Source organism: Erwinia sp. B116, assembly GCF_002865965.1.
Taxonomy (GTDB): domain Bacteria; phylum Pseudomonadota; class Gammaproteobacteria; order Enterobacterales; family Enterobacteriaceae; genus Erwinia.
Genome location: NZ_JRZZ01000008.1, coordinates 55,457 through 76,066, shown reverse-complemented (window position 1 = coordinate 76,066; position 20,610 = coordinate 55,457). Strand labels below are relative to the sequence as shown.

The following is a 20,610-nucleotide window of genomic DNA, read 5'->3' as shown; positions in this document are numbered from 1 at the left end:
GACAGAAATTGTTTTAAAGCGTAAATGAGCAGCGGACAGCAGGCTGCAAATGAACGTTATTTAACGCCATCCTCATTTTTCAGATGGCTCTTAAGCAGGCTTTCAATCGGCGGTGGGATTTGTAAATAAAAACCCTCATCGCGTAATGCGGTTTTAACCTTATCAATATCTGCGCTAACCAGCTTGCGGCTGCCGTCCAGCGGCAACAGCATCGCCAGCTGCGGCTTACCGAACCCCTGCATCAGCGCCTCAGGCACCCGCGAGAAATCGTCCTTTTTTTCGACATAAAGATAAGTCTGGTCGCGCTTTGGACTTCTGTAGATCACACAAAACATATTTTTTACTCGAATTAACCTGGAAGGTGACTTGCCTGAATATTACAGTAACTATAACATGCTTGCAGACCTTCGGAATATTGTCCTGCCATGATTAGCTGGCACAACGTGCCGCCGATTAAGTAAGGATGAGAAATAACAGGACTGAGCGGGACAGATGTCACAATCGCCAATCGAGTTTAAAGGCAGCAGTTTCACGCTGTCAGTCGTTCATTTGCACCACACCGATCCTGAAACCGTGCGCAGAGCGCTGGCGGCGAAGGTGAGTCAGGCACCGGCGTTTCTGAAAAATGCGCCGGTTGTGGTCAACGTCTCTGCGCTGCCAAACAACATTAACTGGCGGCTGATGCAGCAGGCGATCCTGTCTACCGGGTTGCACATTGTCGGCATCAGCGGCTGTAAAGATGAACAGCTGAAGCGCATCATTGCCCGTTCCGGGCTGCCGGTGTTGAGCGAAGGCAAGGAGCAGAAGCCGGAGCCGGCCCCTGAACCTGCGCCTGCACCGGTCGCGGTGCCTGAACCGGTTGAAGAGAGCGCCCGTACCCGGGTGATCGCTACCCCTGTCCGTTCCGGGCAACAAATCTATGCCAAAAACTGTGACCTGATCGTCACCAATAACGTGAGTGCCGGCGCAGAGCTGATTGCGGATGGCAATATTCATATTTACGGCATGATGCGCGGCAGGGCCCTGGCCGGTGCCGGCGGTGATAAAAATTGCCAGATTTTTTGTACCCACCTGTCAGCCGAGCTGGTCTCTATCGCCGGTGAATACTGGATTATGGATCAAATTCCGGCTGAGTTTTTTGGGAAAGCGTCCCGTCTGCGTCTTGCAGACGGCGCATTGACTATACAGACACTGAACTGAGCAAGGCTCACTCTTTTCTTTTCTTAAGGAAAATCATTTTATGGCACGCATTATTGTTGTTACATCTGGTAAAGGAGGCGTCGGTAAAACCACCTCCAGCGCGGCCATCGCTACCGGTTTAGCGCAGAAAGGTAAAAAGACCGTGGTGATCGATTTCGACATTGGTCTGCGCAACCTGGATCTGATCATGGGCTGCGAGCGGCGCGTGGTGTATGACTTTGTTAACGTAATTCAGGGTGATGCCACGCTGAACCAGGCGTTAATTAAAGACAAACGTACCGAAAACCTGTTTATCCTGCCGGCGTCGCAAACCCGTGATAAAGACGCGTTGACCCGCGACGGCGTGGAGAAGGTGCTGGACGATCTCGGCAAGATGGACTTTGATTTTATCGTCTGTGACTCGCCGGCCGGCATCGAAACCGGTGCGCTGATGGCGCTCTATTTCGCCGACGAAGCCATTATCACCACCAACCCGGAAGTCTCTTCGGTACGCGATTCGGACCGTATTCTGGGGATCCTTTCGTCAAAATCCCGCCGGGCCGAAAACAGCCAGGACCCGATTAAAGAGCACCTGCTGCTGACCCGCTACAATCCGGGCCGCGTCAGCCGTGGTGATATGCTGAGCATGGAAGACGTGCTGGAAATTCTGCGCATCCCGCTGGCCGGCGTTATTCCGGAAGACCAGTCCGTGCTGCGCGCCTCCAACCAGGGTGAACCGGTGATCCTTGATGCCGAGTCTGATGCCGGCAAAGCCTATGCCGATACCGTTGCCCGCCTGCTCGGAGAAGAACGTCCCTTCCGCTTCATTGAAGAAGAGAAGAAGGGTTTCCTGAAACGCCTGTTTGGGGGATAAACCATGGCCTTACTCGATTTCTTTTTATCCCGAAAAAAGAACACAGCCAACATAGCCAAGGAACGGCTGCAGATCATCGTTGCAGAACGCAGGAGGGGCGACAGTGAGCCCCACTATCTGCCGCAGCTGAAGAAAGATCTGTTGGAGGTGATCTGCCGTTACGTGAAGATTGACCCGGAGATGCTGAGCGTGAAGCTGGATCAAAAAGAGGATGATATTTCGATTCTCGAGCTGAACGTCACCTTACCGGAAGCGGAAGACGCCCCGAAATGACCGACGGCTGCTCATGATATTCCCCTGCTGTCAGGCAGGGGAATATCGCGTTTAACCCGCCGCCAGCAGGCGGTTGATCTCCGGCTCCAGCAGCGCCCCGCGCCAGCCATCCACCAGCTCCGGCTTATGCTCCTGCGGTTTTAACTTCCAGTACCAGCTCAGCAGCTGATTGATCTGACGGCGTGACGCCAGCAGCTCAGGGCTGACGCCGTGCTTTTCTGCCGTCTCGGCCACCAGCGCCTTCAGCGCCTTAAATATCTGTTTGTACTGCGGCTGATCGATCAGATTTACCAGCGGAGCCGGCAGCGCCTCTTCCGGCAGGGCCTCCGCCTGAGCCACCAGCGCCAGCAGCGCGCGACCGTGGAAGCGGATCTCCTGCCCCGGTACGCCCAGGTGCTCCAGTTCACCGAGCGAACCCGGCAGATAGCGCGCTACCTTCCACAGGTTCTCTTCGCGCACCACAAAATTAACCGCCATATCTTTTTCACGTGCCAGGTTCAGCCGCCAGGCTCCCAGCAGACGCAGTGCCGCCAGCTGACGCGGACGCAGCTGCCATGCATTGGTCATTTCACGCCAGGCTTCCTGCGGATCGAGCTGGGCGGTGCGGCGCTGACACAGCAGGCGGCACTCATCCAGCGCGGCGGCCATCTGGCCGGCGGCCTCGGTTTCCGCCATCAGCTTGTGGGCAACCGGCAGCAGATAGAAGACGTCCGCCGCCGCGTAGACGCACTGTTTTTCGGTCAGCGGGCGCGCCAGCCAGTCGGTACGCGACTCGCTCTTGTCCAGCGCGATGCCGGTAAAAGACTCGACGATGGTGGCAAAGCCGCAGCTGAGCGGACGTCCGCTGAACGCCGCGAGGATCTGGGTGTCGATCATCGGCTGCGGCAGCACGCCAAACTGGTGCAGAAACACCTCAAGATCTTCGCTACCGGCGTGCAGAAACTTGGTTACCCCGGCGTCCAGCAGCAGGTCGCGGAACGGCGTCCAGTCACCGATGGTGAGCGGGTCAATCAGCGAGATGGTTTCGCCGTCAAATAGCTGGATCAAGCCAAGGCGGGGATAGTAGGTACGGGTACGGACAAATTCGGTATCCAGCGCCAGCGCGGGTACCTGACGGGCACGCAGGCAGACTTCGGCCAGCGCGTCATCGGTGGTGATCATGGTGTAATTCAAAATTGCATTCTCTCGCCGCAGCGCTGGTTCAGGCCGCGGTCAGCTGGCGTTAACGGTTAACGGCCGGGACCCCGGCCGTTAGGTTTTCTGTTCAGGCCGCCGTTGAGCCGGCCTGTTTAATGACTTCATCCCGCAGTTCACGGCGCAGGATCTTGCCGACGTTGGTTTTGGGCAGCTCGTCGCGGAATTCCACGATCCTCGGCACCTTATAGCCGGTCAGGTGTTTTTTGCAGTGGGCGATCAGCTCCTGTTCGCTCAGCGACGGATCCTTCTTAACCACGCAAATTTTGACCGCTTCACCACTGACCTCGCTCGGTACGCCAATGGCAGCGGCTTCGCGCACCTTAGGATGCAGCATCAGCACGTCTTCAATCTCATTCGGATAGACGTTAAAGCCGGAGACGAGGATCATATCTTTTTTGCGATCGATAATACGCATAAAGCCTTCAGGGTCAACGGTAACAATATCGCCGCTGCGAAGCCAACCGTTTCTCATCACCTCGTCGGTGGCGTCCGGCCGCTGCCAGTAGCCGAGCATCACCTGCGGCCCTTTAATGCACAGCTCGCCCGGCTCCCCTTCCGGCACGTCGTTGCCGGCGTCATCGACCAGGCGGATGTCGGTCGAGGGCACCGGCAGGCCGATGCTGCCGTTGTGGCACTTAATATCATAGGGGTTCACCGAGACCAGCGGCGAGCACTCCGTCAGGCCGTAGCCCTCCAGCAGATAGTGGCCGGTGAGCTTTTCCCAGCGCTCGGCGACCGCCTTTTGTACCGCCATGCCGCCGCCTGCCGACAGGCTGAGGGACGAGAAATCGAGCTGATTAAAGTTGGCGTCGTTGAGCAGCGCGTTAAACAGGGTGTTCACCCCGGTAATGGCGGTGAAAGGATAGCGCGCCAGCTCCTTCACCAGCCCCGGGATATCGCGAGGATTGGTGATCAGCAGGTTGGCCCCGCCCAGATCGATAAACAGCAGGCAGTTCACCGTCAGCGCAAAGATATGGTACAGCGGCAGCGCGGTGACCACCGTCTCCTGCCCCTCTTTCAGCAGTGAGCCATAGGTGGCCCGGCTCTGTTCGAGGTTGGCCTGCATATTGCGATGGGTAAGCATCGCCCCTTTGGCCACGCCAGTGGTGCCGCCGGTATACTGCAGAAACGCCAGGTCGTCGTTGGTAATCGCCGGTTTCTGATAAGGCAGTTCTGCGCCGCGCTGCAGCACGTGGCGGAACGAAATCGCCCCCGGCAGATGGTACTTCGGCACCATTTTTTTAATGTATCTGACCACAAAATTCACCAGCGTGCCTTTGACCGGCGAAAGCTGGTCACCCAGCCGGGTGAGGATCACGTGTTTGACCGCGGTGCGGGCCACCACTTTTTCCAGCGTATGGGCAAAATTCGAGACGATAACAATCGCGCTGGCACCGCTGTCGTTGAGCTGATGCTCCAGCTCGCGCGGGGTGTACAGCGGATTAACGTTGACCACGATCATACCGGCGCGCAACACGCCGAACAACGCCACCGGATACTGCAGCAGGTTTGGCATCATCAGCGCCACGCGGTCGCCCTTCTTCAACCCCAGCTCCTGCTGCAGGTAGGCGGCGAACGCCCGGCTGCGCGCGTCCAGCTGCGCGTAGGTCATGCTCTGGCCCATATTGATAAAGGCGGTCTGCTGCGCGTAACGGGCAGAAGCGTACTCGAACAGGTCGATTAGAGAAGCATAACGATCGGCATTAATTTCAGCCGGAACATCGGCGGGATAACGTTTTAACCAAACCTTATGCAAGCTATCACCTCGGAAACTATTATTGGTTGTCATCGCAGCCTCGGCACGTCGGCATTTGTTAACATTATTTTAACTCAGCGTACCAGTTTGCTGAGCAAACTGTTAAGAGGTTGCGAAGCCCATCACTAAATTTCTCCGTCAGGGAGAAAACAGATAAAAAAAAGGCATATCCGCCATCACACAGCGGATATGCCGTGAATCAGTCCGCACAGGCCGCCTATTCGGTCAGAATGGTCTGTACCTGGGAAGGGCCGGTATTGTAATAGAAGGCCGGTGGTGGCCCCCAGTAGCCGCCACGGTGGCGATAGCCCGGTCCGTACCAGATCCACGGGTCGATCGGTGCCGGTGGTGAAACAATCTGCTGCACCCGGTGCCAGCGCTGGTAGCCGCTAACGTTAACCACCACAAAGTTATAGGACGCGCCGTTGATGCTGCCCTTTTCGGTGCCTTTGATCGGGCCGACCACCGTCACCATCTGGTCGCGGAAATCGACCGGATCGACAAAGCCGTTAATGTCGGCATAAATGCGGCCGATCGAGGCGGACCCCAGACGCGGACGGGCCCCCTCATCCAGCGGCATGGCGGCGATCTCCAGCCGGGTTTTACCGGTCTGGTTGAGCACGTTGACCACCTTGCCGCCGAAGCGCGACTCCTGGCCGGTAAACAGCTGCGGCGCGCCCAGCACGCGGGCCAGGTCCTGCTGCGGCACCGGCGACGAACCTTTGATCGAATCCGGCACGCTGACGCAGCCGGCCAGCAGCAGCGCGGCCGCCAGCAGCAGGCTGCCGGGTAAAAGAGCGGTTCTACGCATTATGTTGTTCTCCCCTGATAACATCACTCTTTTGACTGCACGCGCTGCAAATAGTTGCCGTAACGTTAGTCGCGGCCCGGTAATTTTTTCCACGCCACTTCATTGCGCAGATAGGTCGGCTCGGCGTGTTCCGGTGCTACGCTCAGGCCCGCGGCCAGCGCCTGTACGGCCAGCGGCAGCATATCCTGCGCGCACGGCAGCTCTACCGAACTCATCGTCAGCGTCAGCGGGCTGGCCTCTGCCAGCTGCGGCCAGGCCTTCCAGCCGGTACCGGCGCAGGCCCAGTCACCCTCCAGCGCCGCCATCCGCGCCGCGGCGGCCTCCGGTTTCAACACCGCTTCACTCTGCTCACCCTGCCAGACGCCGTGCGCATCGCGCTGATATTCCGCCCAGTAGACTTCCCCCATGCGGGCGTCGATCGCCACCAGCACCCGGGTTGCCCCGTGCAGCCGCCAGGCGCTCTCGGCCATGGTTTTCAGCGTGGAGACACCCACCAGCGGCAGCCCGGCACCCAGCGCCAGCCCCTGCGCGATACCTATTCCAATGCGTACGCCGGTAAAGCTGCCCGGCCCGCGGCCAAACGCCAGCGCGTCAAGCTGCTGCAGCTGCAGTTCACCCTGCTGCAGGATCTGCTGCACCAGCGGCAGAATGCGCTGGGTATGTTCGCGGGCGCAGAGTTCAAAATGCGCCAGCTGCTGCTGGCCGTTGAGCAACGCAACCGAGCAGGCTTCCGTGGCGGTATCAATGGCTAAAATTCGCGTGGACATCGCAACCTCTGGGGATAAAATTTTTCGGCGCGCATGATAGCATAGCGCGCGGTGAATTACTGCTGCGTCAGCGGTTTAAGAAAGTCGATGGCGCGGGCCAGATCGCGGGTGCGCGGCGCCGGCGGCAGGCTGTTTAAAAACACCGCACCGTACGGGCGCATCACCAGCCGCCCGTCGCAGATCACCAGCACGCCGCGATCGGAGACGTCGCGGATCAGCCGCCCCACCCCCTGCTTCAGGGTGATCACCGCATCCGGCAGCTGCACGTCGTCAAAAGGCTCGCCGCCGCGCAGCTTACAGTCTTCCATGCGCGCCTTCAGCAGCGGATCGTCCGGTGAGGTGAACGGCAGCTTGTCAATGATCACCAGCGACAGCACGTCGCCGCGCACGTCCACCCCTTCCCAGAAGCTGCTGGTGGCCACCAGCAGCGCGTTACCCAGGCTGACGAACTGATGCAGCAGCTGGCCTTTGCTGGTCTCCCCCTGCAGCAGCACCGGCAGCGTCAGGGTGGCGCGAAACTCCGCAGCCACCTCGCGCATCACCTGATGCGAGGTACAGAGAAAGAAGCAGCGCCCGCCGTTGGCCTCGATCAGCGGGCGTAGCGTGCGCGCCAGCAGCCGTGCGCCACCCGGCTGGTTGGGCACCGGCAGGTTACGCGGCACGCACAGCAGCGCCTGCTGCGCGTAGTCAAACGGGCTGTCGAGGATCAGCGTCTCGGCCTCGCCAACGCCCAGCCGCTCGACGAAGTGCCCCATCTGGCCGTTGACCGCCAGGGTGGCCGAGGTGAAGATCCAGCTGGCCGGGCGCTCGTCCATCACCTCACGGAAGCGTTCGGAGACGGAGAGCGGGGTCAGCGCCAGAATAAAGTGGCGGGCGTTACATTCGTACCAGTAGCTGAAGCCCGGCTGGTCAACCTGTTTCAGCCGCTTAAGCCGGCCACGGTAGAGCGCCGCGCGCTCAAAGGCCGCGTCGAGCAGCGCCGAGCGGCCCAGCGACAGTTTAGCCACGTCGTAACAGAGCTCCAGCGCATCGTCCAGCAGCAGCAGCGCGCGCTGAATGTTTTTATCCGCCAGCAGATCGCGCAGGTTACCGCGAAAGCCGGGATCGCCCAGCGCCAGGCGGAAATCAGCAGCCGCCTGCGCCAGCCGGTCAGCGGATTTCTGCAGCTGCTGCACGTCACGCACTTCGGTGCGGTAAGCAATGGTGATGTCTTTGGCGAGGTCCAGCAGCTGGCGGCTGGAGAGCTGCTGACCAAAATACTGGCTGGCAATGTCCGGTACCTGATGGGCTTCATCGAAGATCATCACGTCAGCCTCGGGGATCAGTTCGGCAAAGCCGCTCTCCTTAACCACCATATCGGCGAGGAACAGGTGATGGTTGACCACGATCACGTCGGCCTCCATCGCCTTACGGCGCGCCTTAACCACAAAGCACTCTTTATACTGCGGGCAGTCGCTGCCAAGGCAGTTATCGTTGGTGCTGGTCACCAGCGGCCAGATCGGGCTGTCTTCCGCCACGCCACCGCAGGTGCTGATGTCGCCTTCGACGGTTTCATTTGACCAGCCGCGCAGGTGTACGAGGTCGCTCATCGCCTGCACCGCCAGATCGCCGCCGGCCAGCGACTGCTGCTCCAGCCGTTCCAGGCAGAGGTAGTTGGAGCGCCCTTTCAGCAACGCCAGCTGCCCTTTAAACTTCAGCGCCTTTGCCACGGTGGGCAGGTCACGGCTGTAGAGCTGATCCTGCAGCGCCTTGGAACCGGTGGAAACGATCACTTTTTTGCCGGCGCGCAGCGCCGGAGCCAGGTAGGCGTAAGTTTTGCCGGTCCCGGTCCCCGCTTCCACCACCAGCTCGTGGCGACCGTCAATCGCCCGCTCAACGGCAGCGGCCATCAGCCGCTGCGGCTCACGCGGTTTAAAGCCGGGAATCGCCTTCGCCAGCGCGCCGTCTACTGCAAAATCGTCTGCCACATTACCTCACCGGCTACTAAAAACTACTGTGGATTATGTCAGTATTGCCCGACTGATGCAAAAGCAGGCGGCACCGGCCCTGCGGGGGATGGGCTACCGCCTGCGGGCAGCAAAGGGGGAAAAATGCCCGTAGTGCGTCTGCACACCCTGCCACCGCGTTGCAATGCGGCGTGACAGCAACCGGCCCTTTATGCCAGGCTAGCGCGGTTTCGCATTCTGCAAAAGGAGCAGCACATGACCATTGAACGTCTCGACCCCGAGCACCGCATGTCGGAAGCCGTCATTCATAACGACACCATTTACTACACCAGCGTGCCGGAAAACCTCGACGCCGACGCGGAAGCCCAGACCGCCAACGCGCTGGCGGTGATCGACCGCATCCTGGCGCGCGCCGGATCCGATAAGAGCCGCATTCTGGATGCGACCATTTTCCTGGTGAACAAAGAGGACTTCGCCGCCATGAACCGGGCGTGGGATGCGTGGGTATCACCGGGCAACGCGCCGGTGCGCTGTACGGTGCAGGCTAATCTGATGCACCCGCAGTATCTGGTTGAGATCAAAGTGATCGCCGCGAAGTAACACCGGCGCACAGTCGGGGCGGGGGCAGCGGCGCTACGCGCGCCCTCGTCTTGGTGCGGATCGGCCAGGTGCGGCAGGCCGGCACCCCGATCCGGAGCAATGATAATGATTCAGTACTGGTCGTCTTCGTCTTCGTCGTCTTTATCGTCACGGTCTGGATCGGCGACATAGTCCTCTTCATCGTCGTCGAACATCACCGCAACGTGGCCGCCGGTGTGGGTGCTGCGGATCTCCGCCGCCACCAGACCGATCGCCTGGCCACTGCTCATCCCCTGCGCCATCAGTTCCTGAATGCGCTCGACGGCCTGCTGTTGCTGCTCATAGCTGAGCGCGGGTAAACCTGAAAACATAATGACTCCTGTTAATTTGCCCGGCGGATTATTCCACGGCTGACAAAGAGATGCCAGCGGCAGAAAAATATGCCAGGCTGGCAGCCCTGTAACCGATCACCCTGCTGAAATCTCATGTTACCTGTTTATCATGCGCTTCCCTATACGCCCGACGCCGCCGGGCTGCTGTTTGCCCGTCTTGCCCATCTGCCGTGGGCGATGCTGCTGCACTCCGGATTTGCCGAGCACGCCGACAACCGTTTCGATATCCTGGTCGCCGAGCCGCGCATCACCCTGACCACCCGCGGCGACAGCACGACCATCGCCGACGGCGACCGGCAGCAGGTCTCCGGTGAGGATCCGCTGCTGTTGCTGCAGCAGCAGCTGGGCGCCTGCGGGCTGACCGCCGACTGGCGCGAGGATCTGCCGTTCCAGGGCGGCGCGCTCGGCCTGTTCGGCTACGATCTCGGCCGCCGCTTTGAAACGCTGCCGCAACAGGCGACGGCGCAGCTGACCACGCCGGATATGGCGGTGGGCATCTACGACTGGGCGCTGATTGCCGATCACCATCGGCAGGCGCTGACGCTGGTGGTGCACGGCGATCTGCAAGCGCGCCTCGACTGGCTGCAGGTGCAGCAGGCCCCGGCCGTTGAGGATTTTCGCCTGACCGGCGACTGGCAGTCGAATATGTCGCGCGAAGAGTACGGCGATAAATTCCGCCAGATCCAGCAGTGGCTGCTGGCCGGCGACTGTTATCAGGTTAACCTGGCACAGCGCTTCACCGCCCCGTACCGCGGTAACGAATGGCAGGCCTTCCGCCGGCTGTGCGCCGCAAACCGCGCGCCGTTCAGCGCCTTTATCCGTCTTGCCGACAGCGCGGTGCTCAGCCTTTCGCCGGAGCGTTTTATCCGCCTGGAGCAGGGCGAAATCGAAACCCGGCCGATCAAGGGCACCCTGCCCCGGCTGGACGATGCCGCCGCCGATCGCCTGCAGGCCGAACGGCTCGCCCGCTCGCCAAAAGACCGCAGCGAAAACCTGATGATCGTCGATCTGCTGCGTAACGACATCGGCCGGGTGGCGACGCCCGGCAGCGTTAAGGTGCCTGAGCTGTTTGTGGTGGAGCCGTTCCCGGCCGTGCACCATCTGGTCAGCACCATTACTGCCACCCTGCAGCCGCAGCTGAGCGCCTGCGATCTGCTGCGCGCCTGCTTCCCTGGAGGCTCGATCACCGGCGCGCCCAAGGTGCGGGCGATGCAGATCATTGAGGAACTTGAGCCGCAGCGGCGTAACGCCTGGTGCGGCAGCATCGGCTACCTCAGCCTGTGCGGGCGGATGGACAGCAGCATCACTATTCGCACGCTGATTGCCGAAGCGGGTAGCCTTTACTGTGCCGCCGGCGGCGGCATCGTTGCCGACAGCGAGGAAGCCGCCGAGTACCAGGAGACCTTCGACAAGGTGAGACGCATTTTGCCCCGCCTGACCGGCGATGACGAGGAGGCGCACGATGAACGCTAACCTGCCGCTGGAGCGCTTTCTGGCGCGCTTTGTGCTGCAGCCGCCGCACAAAGCCGCGCCGCTGCGGCCGCTGCGCCAGGCCGCGGTACTGGTGCCGGTGGTGGCGCATCCGTCACCGACCCTGCTGCTGACCCGCCGCGCCGCCAGCCTGCGTAAACACGCCGGCCAGGTGGCTTTTCCCGGCGGCATGCGCGACAGCAGCGACAGCTCGCTGGTGATGACCGCGCTGCGGGAAGCCGAAGAGGAGGTGGCGCTGCCCGCTTCGGCGGTCCGGGTGGTCGGCGTGCTGCCGCCGGTGACCAGCAGCACCGGCTTTGCCGTCACCCCGGTGCTCGGCATCGTGTCGCCGGGTATCGCCTGGCAGCCGAACGCCGGCGAAGTGGAGTCTGTTTTTGAGATGCCGCTGGAGGAGGCGCTGCGCACCGGGCGCTACTCGCCGTTCGACTTCATCCGCAACGGCAGCGACCAGCGCGTCTGGCTGTCATGGTTCGACGACTACTTTATCTGGGGTATGACCGCCGGTATCATCCGCCAGCTGAGCCTGCAGGTGGCAAAAACGGCGCAAAGCGGTTAAAATAGTAACATATGTCGGTCAGAATCGCGTCTTTCCATTATATTTAACTGCTTTGTTGCCGTATGGCGATCCAAATCACTGCAAGTCTGTGGGTTTTCATTTATATTTCACCCAATTTTGTGAGTACACCAGGTCACAGCGTATCAATACCCCTAAGGAGCGTTTAACGTGATTAGCGTTTTCGACATGTTTAAGATCGGCATTGGCCCGTCCAGTTCGCACACGGTTGGCCCAATGAAAGCCGGCAAACAGTTTGTCGACGATTTGGTCAACAACCGCCAGCTGTCCTCGGTTACGCGGATCGCCGTCGACGTCTATGGCTCCCTGTCACTGACCGGGAAGGGCCACCACACCGATATCGCCATCATTATGGGCCTCTCCGGCGCGATGCCGGATACCGTGGATATCGACAGCATTCCCGGCTTTATCCGTGACGTGGAAGCACGCCAGCGCCTGCTGCTGGCCAACGGTGCCCACGAGGTCGACTTCCCGCGCGAAGGCGGCATGGTGTTCCGTAGCGATAACCTCTCACTGCATGAAAACGGCATGAGCATCCACGCTTACGCCGGCGAACTGAAAATCTACAGCAAGACCTACTATTCGGTCGGCGGTGGTTTTATCGTTGATGAAGAGAACTACGGTAAATCTACGCTGAGCACGGTGTCGGTGCCCTACCCGTTCCACTCGGCTAAAGAGATGCTGGGCCACTGCCAGCAGAACGGCATGTCGCTCTCCGGCATGGTGATGAAAAACGAGCTGGCGCTGCACACCCGCGAAGAGATCGAAGGCTACTTCGCCGCCGTCTGGCAGACCATGCGCGACTGTATCGATCGCGGCCTGAACACCGAAGGCGTACTGCCCGGCCCGCTGCGCGTTCCGCGTCGTGCCTCGGCGCTGCGCCGCCTGCTGGTTTCGTCGGACAAACTCTCCAGCGACCCGATGAACGTGATTGACTGGGTGAACATGTTCGCGCTGGCGGTCAACGAAGAGAACGCCGCCGGTGGCCGGGTAGTCACCGCACCGACTAACGGCGCCTGTGGCATCGTGCCGGCGGTGCTGGCCTACTATGACCACTTTATTCAGCCGGTGACGACCGATGTTTTCGTACGTTACTTTATGGCCTGCGGCGCGATCGGCATCCTTTATAAGATGAATGCGTCAATCTCCGGTGCCGAAGTCGGCTGCCAGGGCGAAGTGGGCGTGGCCTGTTCGATGGCGGCCGCGGGCCTTGCCGAGCTGCTGGGAGCCAGCCCGGAGCAGGTGTGCGTGGCGGCAGAGATCGGCATGGAGCATAACCTCGGCCTGACCTGCGACCCGGTAGCGGGCCAGGTGCAGGTGCCGTGCATTGAGCGCAACGCGATTGCCTCGGTGAAGGCGATCAACTCCGCGCGAATGGCGATGCGCCGTACCAGCGAAGCCCGTGTTTCGCTGGATAAAGTCATTGAGACCATGTACGAAACCGGTAAAGACATGAACGCCAAATATCGCGAAACCTCGCGTGGCGGGCTGGCCATTAAAGTCCAGTGTGACTGACCCGAAAACGCCACCGCAACGGTGGCGTTTTTTTTGTTGTTTTGTAAAAAAACTTCCGCTACCCGCTATCTCCCAATCCGGGAAACGGCTAGAGTGTCTGCGCGTGTTTTGTGAGAGTAAGTGCCTGTTTTACTGCCACTCAGCTTTTCTCTTCAGCACTACTAAACTTAATGTCTCACTGGCCGATAACAGTTATTCGGTCTCTGTATACGCGTCTTGCTCTGAGGGTGGTTACTGATGCAAATGTCCCAGGAAGTTTTAGGACAGTTTCGCCGTAAGCGATTTCTTATCGCTGCGGTTGTTGCCGCATTGGTGCTTATTCTCACCCTCTCTCTGCGCTATATGGAAGAGAAAGGTCGAATCGAGCAGCAGTCACGCACCTTTGCTTACAACGCCATTCAACGCTTTGACCGTATGTTCTCGCCGCTTGACGTTGCAGCTAATAACACCCTCGGCCTGGTCGGATTAAGCTGCGAACAGGTGCGTTTCCCGCTGGTTGAAAAACTGGCGATGCTGCAGACCGTTCGTTCGGTGCTGCTGGTCGATGACGACCGCATCTACTGCTCAAGTATCTACGGCAGCGTCAGCATCCCCTTCAGCGATACCTATCCGGAACTGGCGGTCAATAATCAGCGCATGAAGCTGGCGGTGGATCAGGACCTGCTGAAAGGATCGCCGGTGCTGCTGCTGTGGACGCCGCGCTCGCTGGATAACCGCTCAGGCATTATGCAGGTGGTGAACATTGAGCTGATGACCAACTACCTGCTGGAACCGACGCTGCCGTGGGTTGAAAGGGCGATTTTTAAGGTCGCCGGCAAGAGCCTTGAGTACGGCAACCCGATGATCGAAGAGGCGGTTCCCTCAGAAGACGAGGTCAGCGTAGAGCAGGCCTCGTTGCGTTATCCGTTCACCATTACCCTGTTTGGCCCGTCACCGGCCCGGCTGGCGCTGGTCACCGTGCCTTCGCAGCTGCCGCTGGCGCTGCTGCTCAGCATGCTGATGGGCTACATCGTCTGGCTGGCCACCGCTAACCGTATGAGCCTCTCCTGGCAGATCAGCTACGGCATCACCGCCCGCGAATTTATGGTCTATGCCCAGCCGCTGATCAACGCCCGCACCGGGGCCTGCGACGGTATCGAACTGCTGCTGCGCTGGCACAACCCGCGCCAGGGGTGGATCCCGCCTGACGTGTTTATCCCGCTGGCCGAGCGGCAGAATCTGATTGCGCCGCTGACCCGCTTTGTGATCGGTGAAGCGGTGCGCCACCTGCCCTCCTTACCTGCCCGCAACAGCTTCCATATCGCCATCAACGTTGCCGCCAGCCACTTCCATGACAAAGCAATTATCGACGACCTGCAGAGCCTGTGGTGGCCGGCCAATCCAAAACCGCAGCTGATCGTCGAGCTGACCGAGCGCGACTCGCTGCCGGTGGTCGATCAGCGGGTGGTGTCACACCTGCACGAAATCGGCGTGCAGCTGGCGATCGATGATTTTGGCACCGGTCACAGCTCGCTCTCCTACCTGAAGACCCTCAGCCCGGATATTCTCAAAATTGATAAGGTGTTCACCGCCGCCATCGGCACCGACGCCATTAACGCCACCGTAACCGATATGGTGATTTCTCTCGCCCAGCGGCTGAACATCAGCCTGGTGGCCGAAGGGGTGGAAACCGCGGAGCAGGCTGAGTATCTGCGCGAACGCGGCGTCGACGTGCTGCAGGGTTATTTCTACGCCCGCCCGATGCCGCTGGCAGATATTCCGGACTGGCTGGTGAGTTGCGGGGCTGGTGTGCTGCTTAGCTGCTTAGCTGCTTAGCTGCTTAGTGACAGAATGACAGAATGACAGAATGACAGAATGACAGAATGACAGAATGACAGAATGACAGAATGACAGAATGACAGCGTGAAGGATAAAGAAAAGGCCGGGTCAATAACCCGGCCTTTTTATTTCCCGCAACGCGGGCAGATTACTCGTCGTGCTCGCCTTCGTGCTCATCGCGCTGGCGGGTCACCCTGACCAGATCGACACGATAGTCGGTGGCTTCAATAATCTGGAAGCTTAGCGGCGCCATCTCAATCACCTCGCCCGGCTGCGGCAGCTGACCTTTCTGTGCAATCAGCAGGCCCGCCAGCGAAGCGTGGTCATCTTCCGGTTTCACCAGCACGTCGGTATCCAGCAACTGCTGCAGGGAGTGCAGGTCGGTACCGCCCTTCACCAGCCAGCCGTCGCCGTCGGCGATAATATCCGGGGTTTCATCCTCGTCCGGGAACTCACCGGCGATCGCTTCCAGCACGTCCAGCGGCGTAATCAGCCCCTGTACCACGCCAAATTCGCTGGTGACCACCACAAAGCTGCCCTTGGCACGGCGCAGCACGCCCAGCAGGTTCAGCGGGTCAAGAGTATCAGGCACGATAATCGGCGGGGTCGCCGCCGCGAAGGTGGCCACGTCCACGCCGTGATCCAGCGCCACCAGCAGCTCTTTCGCCCGCACCACGCCGATCACCTCATCCAACTCGCCGCGGCACACCGGGAACAGGCTGTGCGGGGTGTCGAGCAGCTGAATACGGATCTCATCCGCCGGACGGCTGGCATCCACCCACGAGATATTGCCGCGCGGGGTCATAATGCTGCGCACCGAGCGCGAGGCCAGGGTCAGCACGCCGTTAATCATGTAACGCTCTTCGTCTTTAAACGCTTCCTGCGGCAGCGCGGCAGAGACTTCGCTGCTCTCGCTGCTGTGGTTTTCGCTCTGGCGACGGCCGCCCATCAGACGCTGAATCGCCTCTGCGGTACGTTCACGCATCGGCCGGTGCGCCTGGTGGCGTACAAAGTTACGCCGCGCAATCTGGTTAAACAGCTCAATCAGCACCGAGAAGCCAATCGCCGCGTACAGGTAGCCTTTCGGAATGTGGAAACCGAAGCCTTCCGCCATCAGGCTGAGGCCGATCATCAGCAGGAAGCTGAGGCACAGTACCACCACGGTAGGATGCGCGTTGACGAAGCGGGTCAGCGGCTTTGAGGCCAGCAGCATCACGCCCATGGCGATCACCACGGCGGTCATCATCACGGCCAGGTTATTCACCATGCCTACGGCGGTAATCACCGCGTCCAGCGAGAAGACGGCATCGAGGATCACGATCTGCACCACCACCGCCCAGAAACTGGCATAACCTTTGTTACCCCCGCCGTGGCTATCGCGGTTTTCCAGCCGTTCATGAAGCTCCATCGTCGCCTTGAACAGCAGGAACAGCCCCCCCAGCAACAGGATCAGATCGCGGCCGGAGAAGGTCAGGCTGCCCACGCTGAACAGCGGCGTGGTGAGCGTCACGATCCATGAGATCAGCGACAGCAGGCCCAGGCGCATTATCAGCGCCAGCGAGAGTCCGATCAGTCGCGCTTTGTCACGCTGCTTAGGCGGCAGCTTGTCGGCAAGGATGGCGATAAACACCAGGTTATCAATACCGAGCACGATCTCCAGTACGATCAGCGTGAGAAGACCTACCCAGATTGAGGGGTCTAAGAGAAATTCCATGACAGACTCCGGAAAAAGGTACAGGAAGACGCAGCAGACGTTCGCATGAGCGTGCAGCAGGCATTAACTGGGGTAAACGACAGGGTGGTGTCGGCAGAGATAAGCAGATCCGTAGAGCCCGGCGGCATGATTAAACGACTTCGGTGACAGTCCATGGGGAGGGCTGAGGCCCGTTACTCCTGTTTGAAAAAGGATCCTTACTTTAGCAGCAGAAAACGGCCGGTCAAATCTTTTATCACCCGCACCGGGTAAACCATTGTCAATGCAGGTCGACCACGGCGGTATTGTGCGCATAAAGCCTCTAAATTACTGAGCAAGGTCACATAATTTATTTTTTCACCTACTAAAATAAATCCCGGTATTGCTGGCTTTGGTTAGCTATGCTGAATAATCAACCGATCACCGTTCTACAGAAGGACAGGCTAGCAAGCTGAAAAAGACAGAAAATCTGATGCGGCCCTGACTCCAGGGGTCGTCGCCAACCGGAAAGGAGGGTGCAAGTGACTATTGCGATTGTAATTGGCACACACGGCTGGGCAGCGGAACAACTGCTGAAAACCGCCGAAATGTTGCTGGGAGAACAGGACAACGTTGGCTGGATCGACTTTGTTCCCGGTGAGAACGCGGAAACGCTGATTGAGAAGTATCAACAACGACTGAGCCAGCTGGATACCGCTCAGGGGGTGTTGTTCCTGGTGGACACCTGGGGCGGCAGCCCGTTTAACGCCGCCAGCCGGCTGGTGGTGGATCAGGCCCTGCACGACGTGGTGGCCGGGGTGAATATCCCGATGCTGGTGGAAGTGCTGATGGCGCGGGATGACAACCCGACCTTCGACGAACTGGTGGCGCTGGCGGTGGAAACCGGCCGCGAAGGCGTAAAAGCGCTGAAGGCCCCGGCGGCGGAAGCCGTCGTTAAGCGCCCCGCCCCAAATGCCACCACTGCCCCGGCGGCCCCCCTGCAACCCGGTGAGCGGATGAAGATTGGCCTGGCGCGCATTGACGATCGCCTGATCCACGGCCAGGTTGCCACCCGCTGGACCAAAGAGACCAACGTCAGCCGCATTATCGTGGTCAGTGACGAGGTGGCCGCCGACCACGTGCGCAAAACGCTGCTCACCCAGGTGGCACCGCCCGGCGTCACCGCCCACGTGGTCGACGTAGCAAAAATGATCCGCGTGTGGGATAACCCGAAATACGCCGGTGAAAAAGTGATGCTGCTGTTCACCAATCCGACCGACGTCGAGCGCCTGGTGGAACAGGGCGTGGCGATCACCACGGTCAATATTGGCGGCATGGCTTTTCGCCAGGGCAAAACCCAGGTGAACAATGCCGTTTCGGTAGACGAGAAAGACATCGCCGCGTTTAAAAAACTGCACGCGCGGGGTATTGAGCTGGAAGTGCGTAAGGTGTCCGGCGACCCGCGGCTGAAAATGATGGATTTACTGGCCAAACTCAATCCGTAACCGGTGCTGCCGGGCGCGCGTAGCCGCGCCGTTCTGGCAATCCAGAGGAGAAGTGTGATGGAGATTACCACGCTACAAATTGTGCTGATATTTATCGTCGCCTGTATTGCGGGCATGGGGTCAATCCTCGATGAATTTCAGTTTCACCGGCCGCTGGTGGCCTGTACGTTGATCGGTATCGTGCTCGGCGATATGAAAACCGGGATTATTATCGGCGGTACGCTGGAGATGATTGCGCTGGGCTGGATGAATATCGGTGCCGCGGTGGCACCGGATGCCGCGCTGGCGTCAATTATCTCCACCATTCTGGTTATCGCCGGTGGGCAGAGCGTTGGCGCGGGTATTGCGCTGGCGATCCCGCTGGCCGCGGCGGGCCAGGTGCTGACCATCATCGTGCGTACCGTTACCGTGGCCTTCCAGCACGCGGCGGATAAAGCGGCGGAGAAAGGCAACCTCAGCGCTATTTCGTGGATCCACGTCTCGGCGCTGGTGCTGCAGGCGATGCGTATCGCCATTCCGGCGCTGATCGTGGCGGTTTCCGTCGGCACCCACGCCGTGCAGGAGATGCTTAACGCCATTCCTGATGTGGTGACCAACGGCCTGAATATCGCCGGTGGGATGATCGTGGTGGTCGGTTACGCGATGGTGATCAACATGATGCGTGCCGGCTATCTGATGCCGTTCTTCTACCTGGGGTTCGTCACCGCCGCCTTTACCAGCTTTAACCTGGTGGCGCTGGGGGTGATTGGCGTGGTGATGGCGATTCTGTACATCCAGCTGGCACCGAAATATAACCGTGTTGCCGGTGCGCAGTCCGCCTCTCCGGTTCATAACGACCTCGACAACGAACTCGATTAAGGAGCGGTGAACAATGAGTGACATCACAACGCCAAAAAAACTGACGCCGGGCGACGTCCGCAGCGTGTTTCTGCGCTCTAACCTGTTCCAGGGATCGTGGAACTTTGAACGTATGCAGGCGCTGGGCTTCTGCTACTCGATGGTACCGGTGATCAGACGCCTCTACCCGGAGAACAACGACGAGCGTAAACAGGCGATCAAACGCCATCTGGAGTTCTTTAACACCCATCCTTACGTGGCCGCCCCGGTGCTCGGTGTCACCATGGCGATGGAAGAGCAGCGTGCCAACGGCGCGGCGATCGACGACGCGGCGATCAACGGCATCAAGGTTGGCCTGATGGGGCCGCTGGCCGGGGTCGGTGACCCGATCTTCTGGGGCACCGTGCGGCCGGTGTTTGCCGCGCTGGGGGCCGGGATTGCCATGAGCGGCAGTCTGCTGGGGCCGCTGCTGTTCTTCGTGCTGTTTAACCTGGTACGTCTGCTGGTGCGTTATTACGGCGTGGCTTACGGCTATCGTAAAGGGGTGGATATCGTTAACGATATGGGCGGCGGCTTCCTGCAGAAACTGACGGAAGGAGCGTCGATTCTCGGCCTGTTTGTGATGGGGGCGCTGGTTAACAAATGGACCCACGTTGACGTGCCGCTGGTGGTCTCGCGCATAACCGACCAGACCGGCAAAACCACCGTCACCACCGTCCAGTCAATTCTCGATCAGCTGATGCCGGGGCTGATCCCGCTGCTGCTGACCTTCGGCTGTATGTGGCTGCTGCGCCGTAAGGTCAACCCGCTGTGGATCATCATCGGCTTCTTTGTGATTGGTATCTTTGGTTACTGGGTGGGCCTGCTGGGCGTATAAGCGCGCCGTCAGAGTATGCTGTCATCGGGCCGGCTTTTGCCGGCCCTTATTATGGAGGTGGTTATGTCACTGACTGACGTTGTATTACTGGTCTTTATCCTGCTGATTCTGCTTTATGGTCTTTACGACGAACTGGTGATGCCGCTACGGCACGGCCCCACCCGGCTCAAAATTTTACTGCAGCGCCGCAGCAAGCTGGACAGCCTGATCTTTCTCGGCCTGCTGGCGATCCTGATCTGGCAGAACCTGAGTAACGCCGGACCGCAGTTGACCCTGCTGCTACTGATGGCGCTGGCGGTACTTGCCATCTGGCTGTTCTGGATCCGCGCTCCAAAACTGCTGTTTAAAGACCAGGGCTTTTTTTACGCCAACGTCTTTATCCGCAATGAGCGCATCAGCGCCATCAACCTGTCGGAAGACGGCGTGCTGGTGATTACGCTGGAAAAAAGACGCCTGCTGATCCACGTGCGTCAGCTCGACGATCTGGAGACCATCTACCGGTTTATGCTGACCAGCAGCCAGGAAGGTCAGCCCCTCTGACACGGTG

General features: G+C 59.7%; 20 protein-coding genes. 12 read left to right on the top strand and 8 right to left on the bottom strand.

The features are described from left to right. Nucleotides 1-56: 56 nt before the first annotated feature. Nucleotides 57-335, bottom strand: a complete 279-nt coding sequence (locus NV64_RS08400; protein ID WP_056242060.1) for a YcgL domain-containing protein — start codon at nt 333-335, stop codon at nt 57-59. Nucleotides 336-492: 157 nt separating this feature from the next. Between NV64_RS08400 and minC the strand changes: the two genes are divergently transcribed. From minC to minE, 3 genes are read left to right on the top strand one after another with little or no spacing between them, the layout of a single operon-like run. Further along, complete coding sequence (gene minC, locus NV64_RS08395; protein WP_056242057.1) at nt 493-1,200, top strand: septum site-determining protein MinC; 708 nt, start codon at nt 493-495, stop codon at nt 1,198-1,200. Between the two features lie 40 nt (nt 1,201-1,240). After that, a complete protein-coding gene (gene minD, locus NV64_RS08390) occupies nt 1,241-2,053 on the top strand; it encodes a septum site-determining protein MinD (protein WP_056242053.1) in 813 nt (270 codons plus the stop codon). Between the two features lie 3 nt (nt 2,054-2,056). Next, nucleotides 2,057-2,326 carry a cell division topological specificity factor MinE gene (gene minE / locus NV64_RS08385; protein ID WP_056242049.1) on the top strand — a complete coding sequence of 90 codons (270 nt, stop codon included), beginning with the start codon at nt 2,057-2,059 and terminating at the stop codon, nt 2,324-2,326. 51 nt (nt 2,327-2,377) lie between these two features. On the opposite strand, the gene rnd is transcribed toward minE, so the two are convergent. From rnd to NV64_RS08360, 5 genes are all read right to left on the bottom strand, one after another. Next, the gene (gene rnd / locus NV64_RS08380) at nt 2,378-3,487 is read right to left on the bottom strand and encodes a ribonuclease D (protein ID WP_056242046.1); all 1,110 of its coding nucleotides are present in this window, start codon (nt 3,485-3,487) and stop codon (nt 2,378-2,380) included. A gap of 103 nt (nt 3,488-3,590) precedes the next feature. Beyond that, complete coding sequence (gene fadD / locus NV64_RS08375; protein WP_146005465.1) at nt 3,591-5,279, bottom strand: long-chain-fatty-acid--CoA ligase FadD; 1,689 nt, start codon at nt 5,277-5,279, stop codon at nt 3,591-3,593. Between the two features lie 217 nt (nt 5,280-5,496). Then, on the bottom strand, nt 5,497-6,090 hold the full coding sequence (locus NV64_RS08370) for a Slp/YeaY family lipoprotein (protein WP_056242041.1): 594 nt from the start codon (nt 6,088-6,090) through the stop codon (nt 5,497-5,499). A 65-nt stretch (nt 6,091-6,155) separates the two neighbouring features. Then, a complete protein-coding gene (gene tsaB, locus NV64_RS08365; protein WP_056242038.1) occupies nt 6,156-6,857 on the bottom strand; it encodes a tRNA (adenosine(37)-N6)-threonylcarbamoyltransferase complex dimerization subunit type 1 TsaB in 702 nt (233 codons plus the stop codon). 56 nt (nt 6,858-6,913) lie between these two features. Then, nucleotides 6,914-8,824, bottom strand: a complete 1,911-nt coding sequence (locus NV64_RS08360) for an ATP-dependent DNA helicase (protein WP_056242035.1) — start codon at nt 8,822-8,824, stop codon at nt 6,914-6,916. A gap of 234 nt (nt 8,825-9,058) precedes the next feature. Between NV64_RS08360 and NV64_RS08355 the strand changes: the two genes are divergently transcribed. Then, complete coding sequence (locus NV64_RS08355) at nt 9,059-9,403, top strand: RidA family protein (RefSeq protein ID WP_056242032.1); 345 nt, start codon at nt 9,059-9,061, stop codon at nt 9,401-9,403. 110 nt (nt 9,404-9,513) lie between these two features. Here the strand turns inward: NV64_RS08355 and NV64_RS08350 are convergent, their stop codons facing one another. Next, nucleotides 9,514-9,753, bottom strand: coding sequence for a YoaH family protein (locus tag NV64_RS08350; RefSeq protein ID WP_056242029.1), 240 nt, complete (start codon nt 9,751-9,753; stop codon nt 9,514-9,516). A gap of 114 nt (nt 9,754-9,867) precedes the next feature. Here NV64_RS08350 and pabB point away from each other — a divergent pair, with 114 nt between their 5' ends. The 4 genes from pabB (at nt 9,868) to NV64_RS08330 (ending at nt 15,169) form a co-directional block, all read left to right on the top strand. After that, the gene (pabB, locus tag NV64_RS08345) at nt 9,868-11,247 is read left to right on the top strand and encodes an aminodeoxychorismate synthase component 1 (protein WP_101505727.1); all 1,380 of its coding nucleotides are present in this window, start codon (nt 9,868-9,870) and stop codon (nt 11,245-11,247) included. Beyond that, complete coding sequence (locus NV64_RS08340) at nt 11,237-11,821, top strand: CoA pyrophosphatase (protein WP_101505726.1); 585 nt, start codon at nt 11,237-11,239, stop codon at nt 11,819-11,821. Before pabB ends, NV64_RS08340 begins: the two co-directional genes overlap by 11 nt. A gap of 168 nt (nt 11,822-11,989) precedes the next feature. Beyond that, nucleotides 11,990-13,354: an L-serine ammonia-lyase gene (locus NV64_RS08335; RefSeq protein WP_101505725.1), complete on the top strand. Its 1,365-nt coding sequence runs from the start codon at nt 11,990-11,992 to the stop codon at nt 13,352-13,354. A gap of 237 nt (nt 13,355-13,591) precedes the next feature. Next, entirely contained in the window at nt 13,592-15,169 is a 1,578-nt protein-coding gene (locus tag NV64_RS08330; RefSeq protein WP_101505724.1) for an EAL domain-containing protein, read from the top strand. Between the two features lie 151 nt (nt 15,170-15,320). On the opposite strand, the gene NV64_RS08325 is transcribed toward NV64_RS08330, so the two are convergent. After that, nucleotides 15,321-16,886 (bottom strand): TerC family protein, encoded by a 1,566-nt coding sequence (locus NV64_RS08325; RefSeq protein WP_056242014.1) that lies wholly within the window; start codon nt 16,884-16,886, stop codon nt 15,321-15,323. A gap of 500 nt (nt 16,887-17,386) precedes the next feature. Between NV64_RS08325 and manX the strand changes: the two genes are divergently transcribed. The 4 genes from manX (at nt 17,387) to NV64_RS08305 (ending at nt 20,603) form a co-directional block, all read left to right on the top strand. Beyond that, the gene (gene manX, locus NV64_RS08320) at nt 17,387-18,349 is read left to right on the top strand and encodes a PTS mannose transporter subunit IIAB (protein ID WP_056242010.1); all 963 of its coding nucleotides are present in this window, start codon (nt 17,387-17,389) and stop codon (nt 18,347-18,349) included. A 57-nt stretch (nt 18,350-18,406) separates the two neighbouring features. Further along, nucleotides 18,407-19,207: a PTS mannose/fructose/sorbose transporter subunit IIC gene (locus NV64_RS08315; protein WP_056242007.1), complete on the top strand. Its 801-nt coding sequence runs from the start codon at nt 18,407-18,409 to the stop codon at nt 19,205-19,207. A gap of 13 nt (nt 19,208-19,220) precedes the next feature. Then, the gene (locus tag NV64_RS08310; RefSeq protein WP_056242004.1) at nt 19,221-20,063 is read left to right on the top strand and encodes a PTS mannose transporter subunit IID; all 843 of its coding nucleotides are present in this window, start codon (nt 19,221-19,223) and stop codon (nt 20,061-20,063) included. Between the two features lie 63 nt (nt 20,064-20,126). After that, a complete protein-coding gene (locus NV64_RS08305) occupies nt 20,127-20,603 on the top strand; it encodes a DUF986 family protein (RefSeq protein ID WP_056242001.1) in 477 nt (158 codons plus the stop codon). Nucleotides 20,604-20,610: the final 7 nt, after the last annotated feature.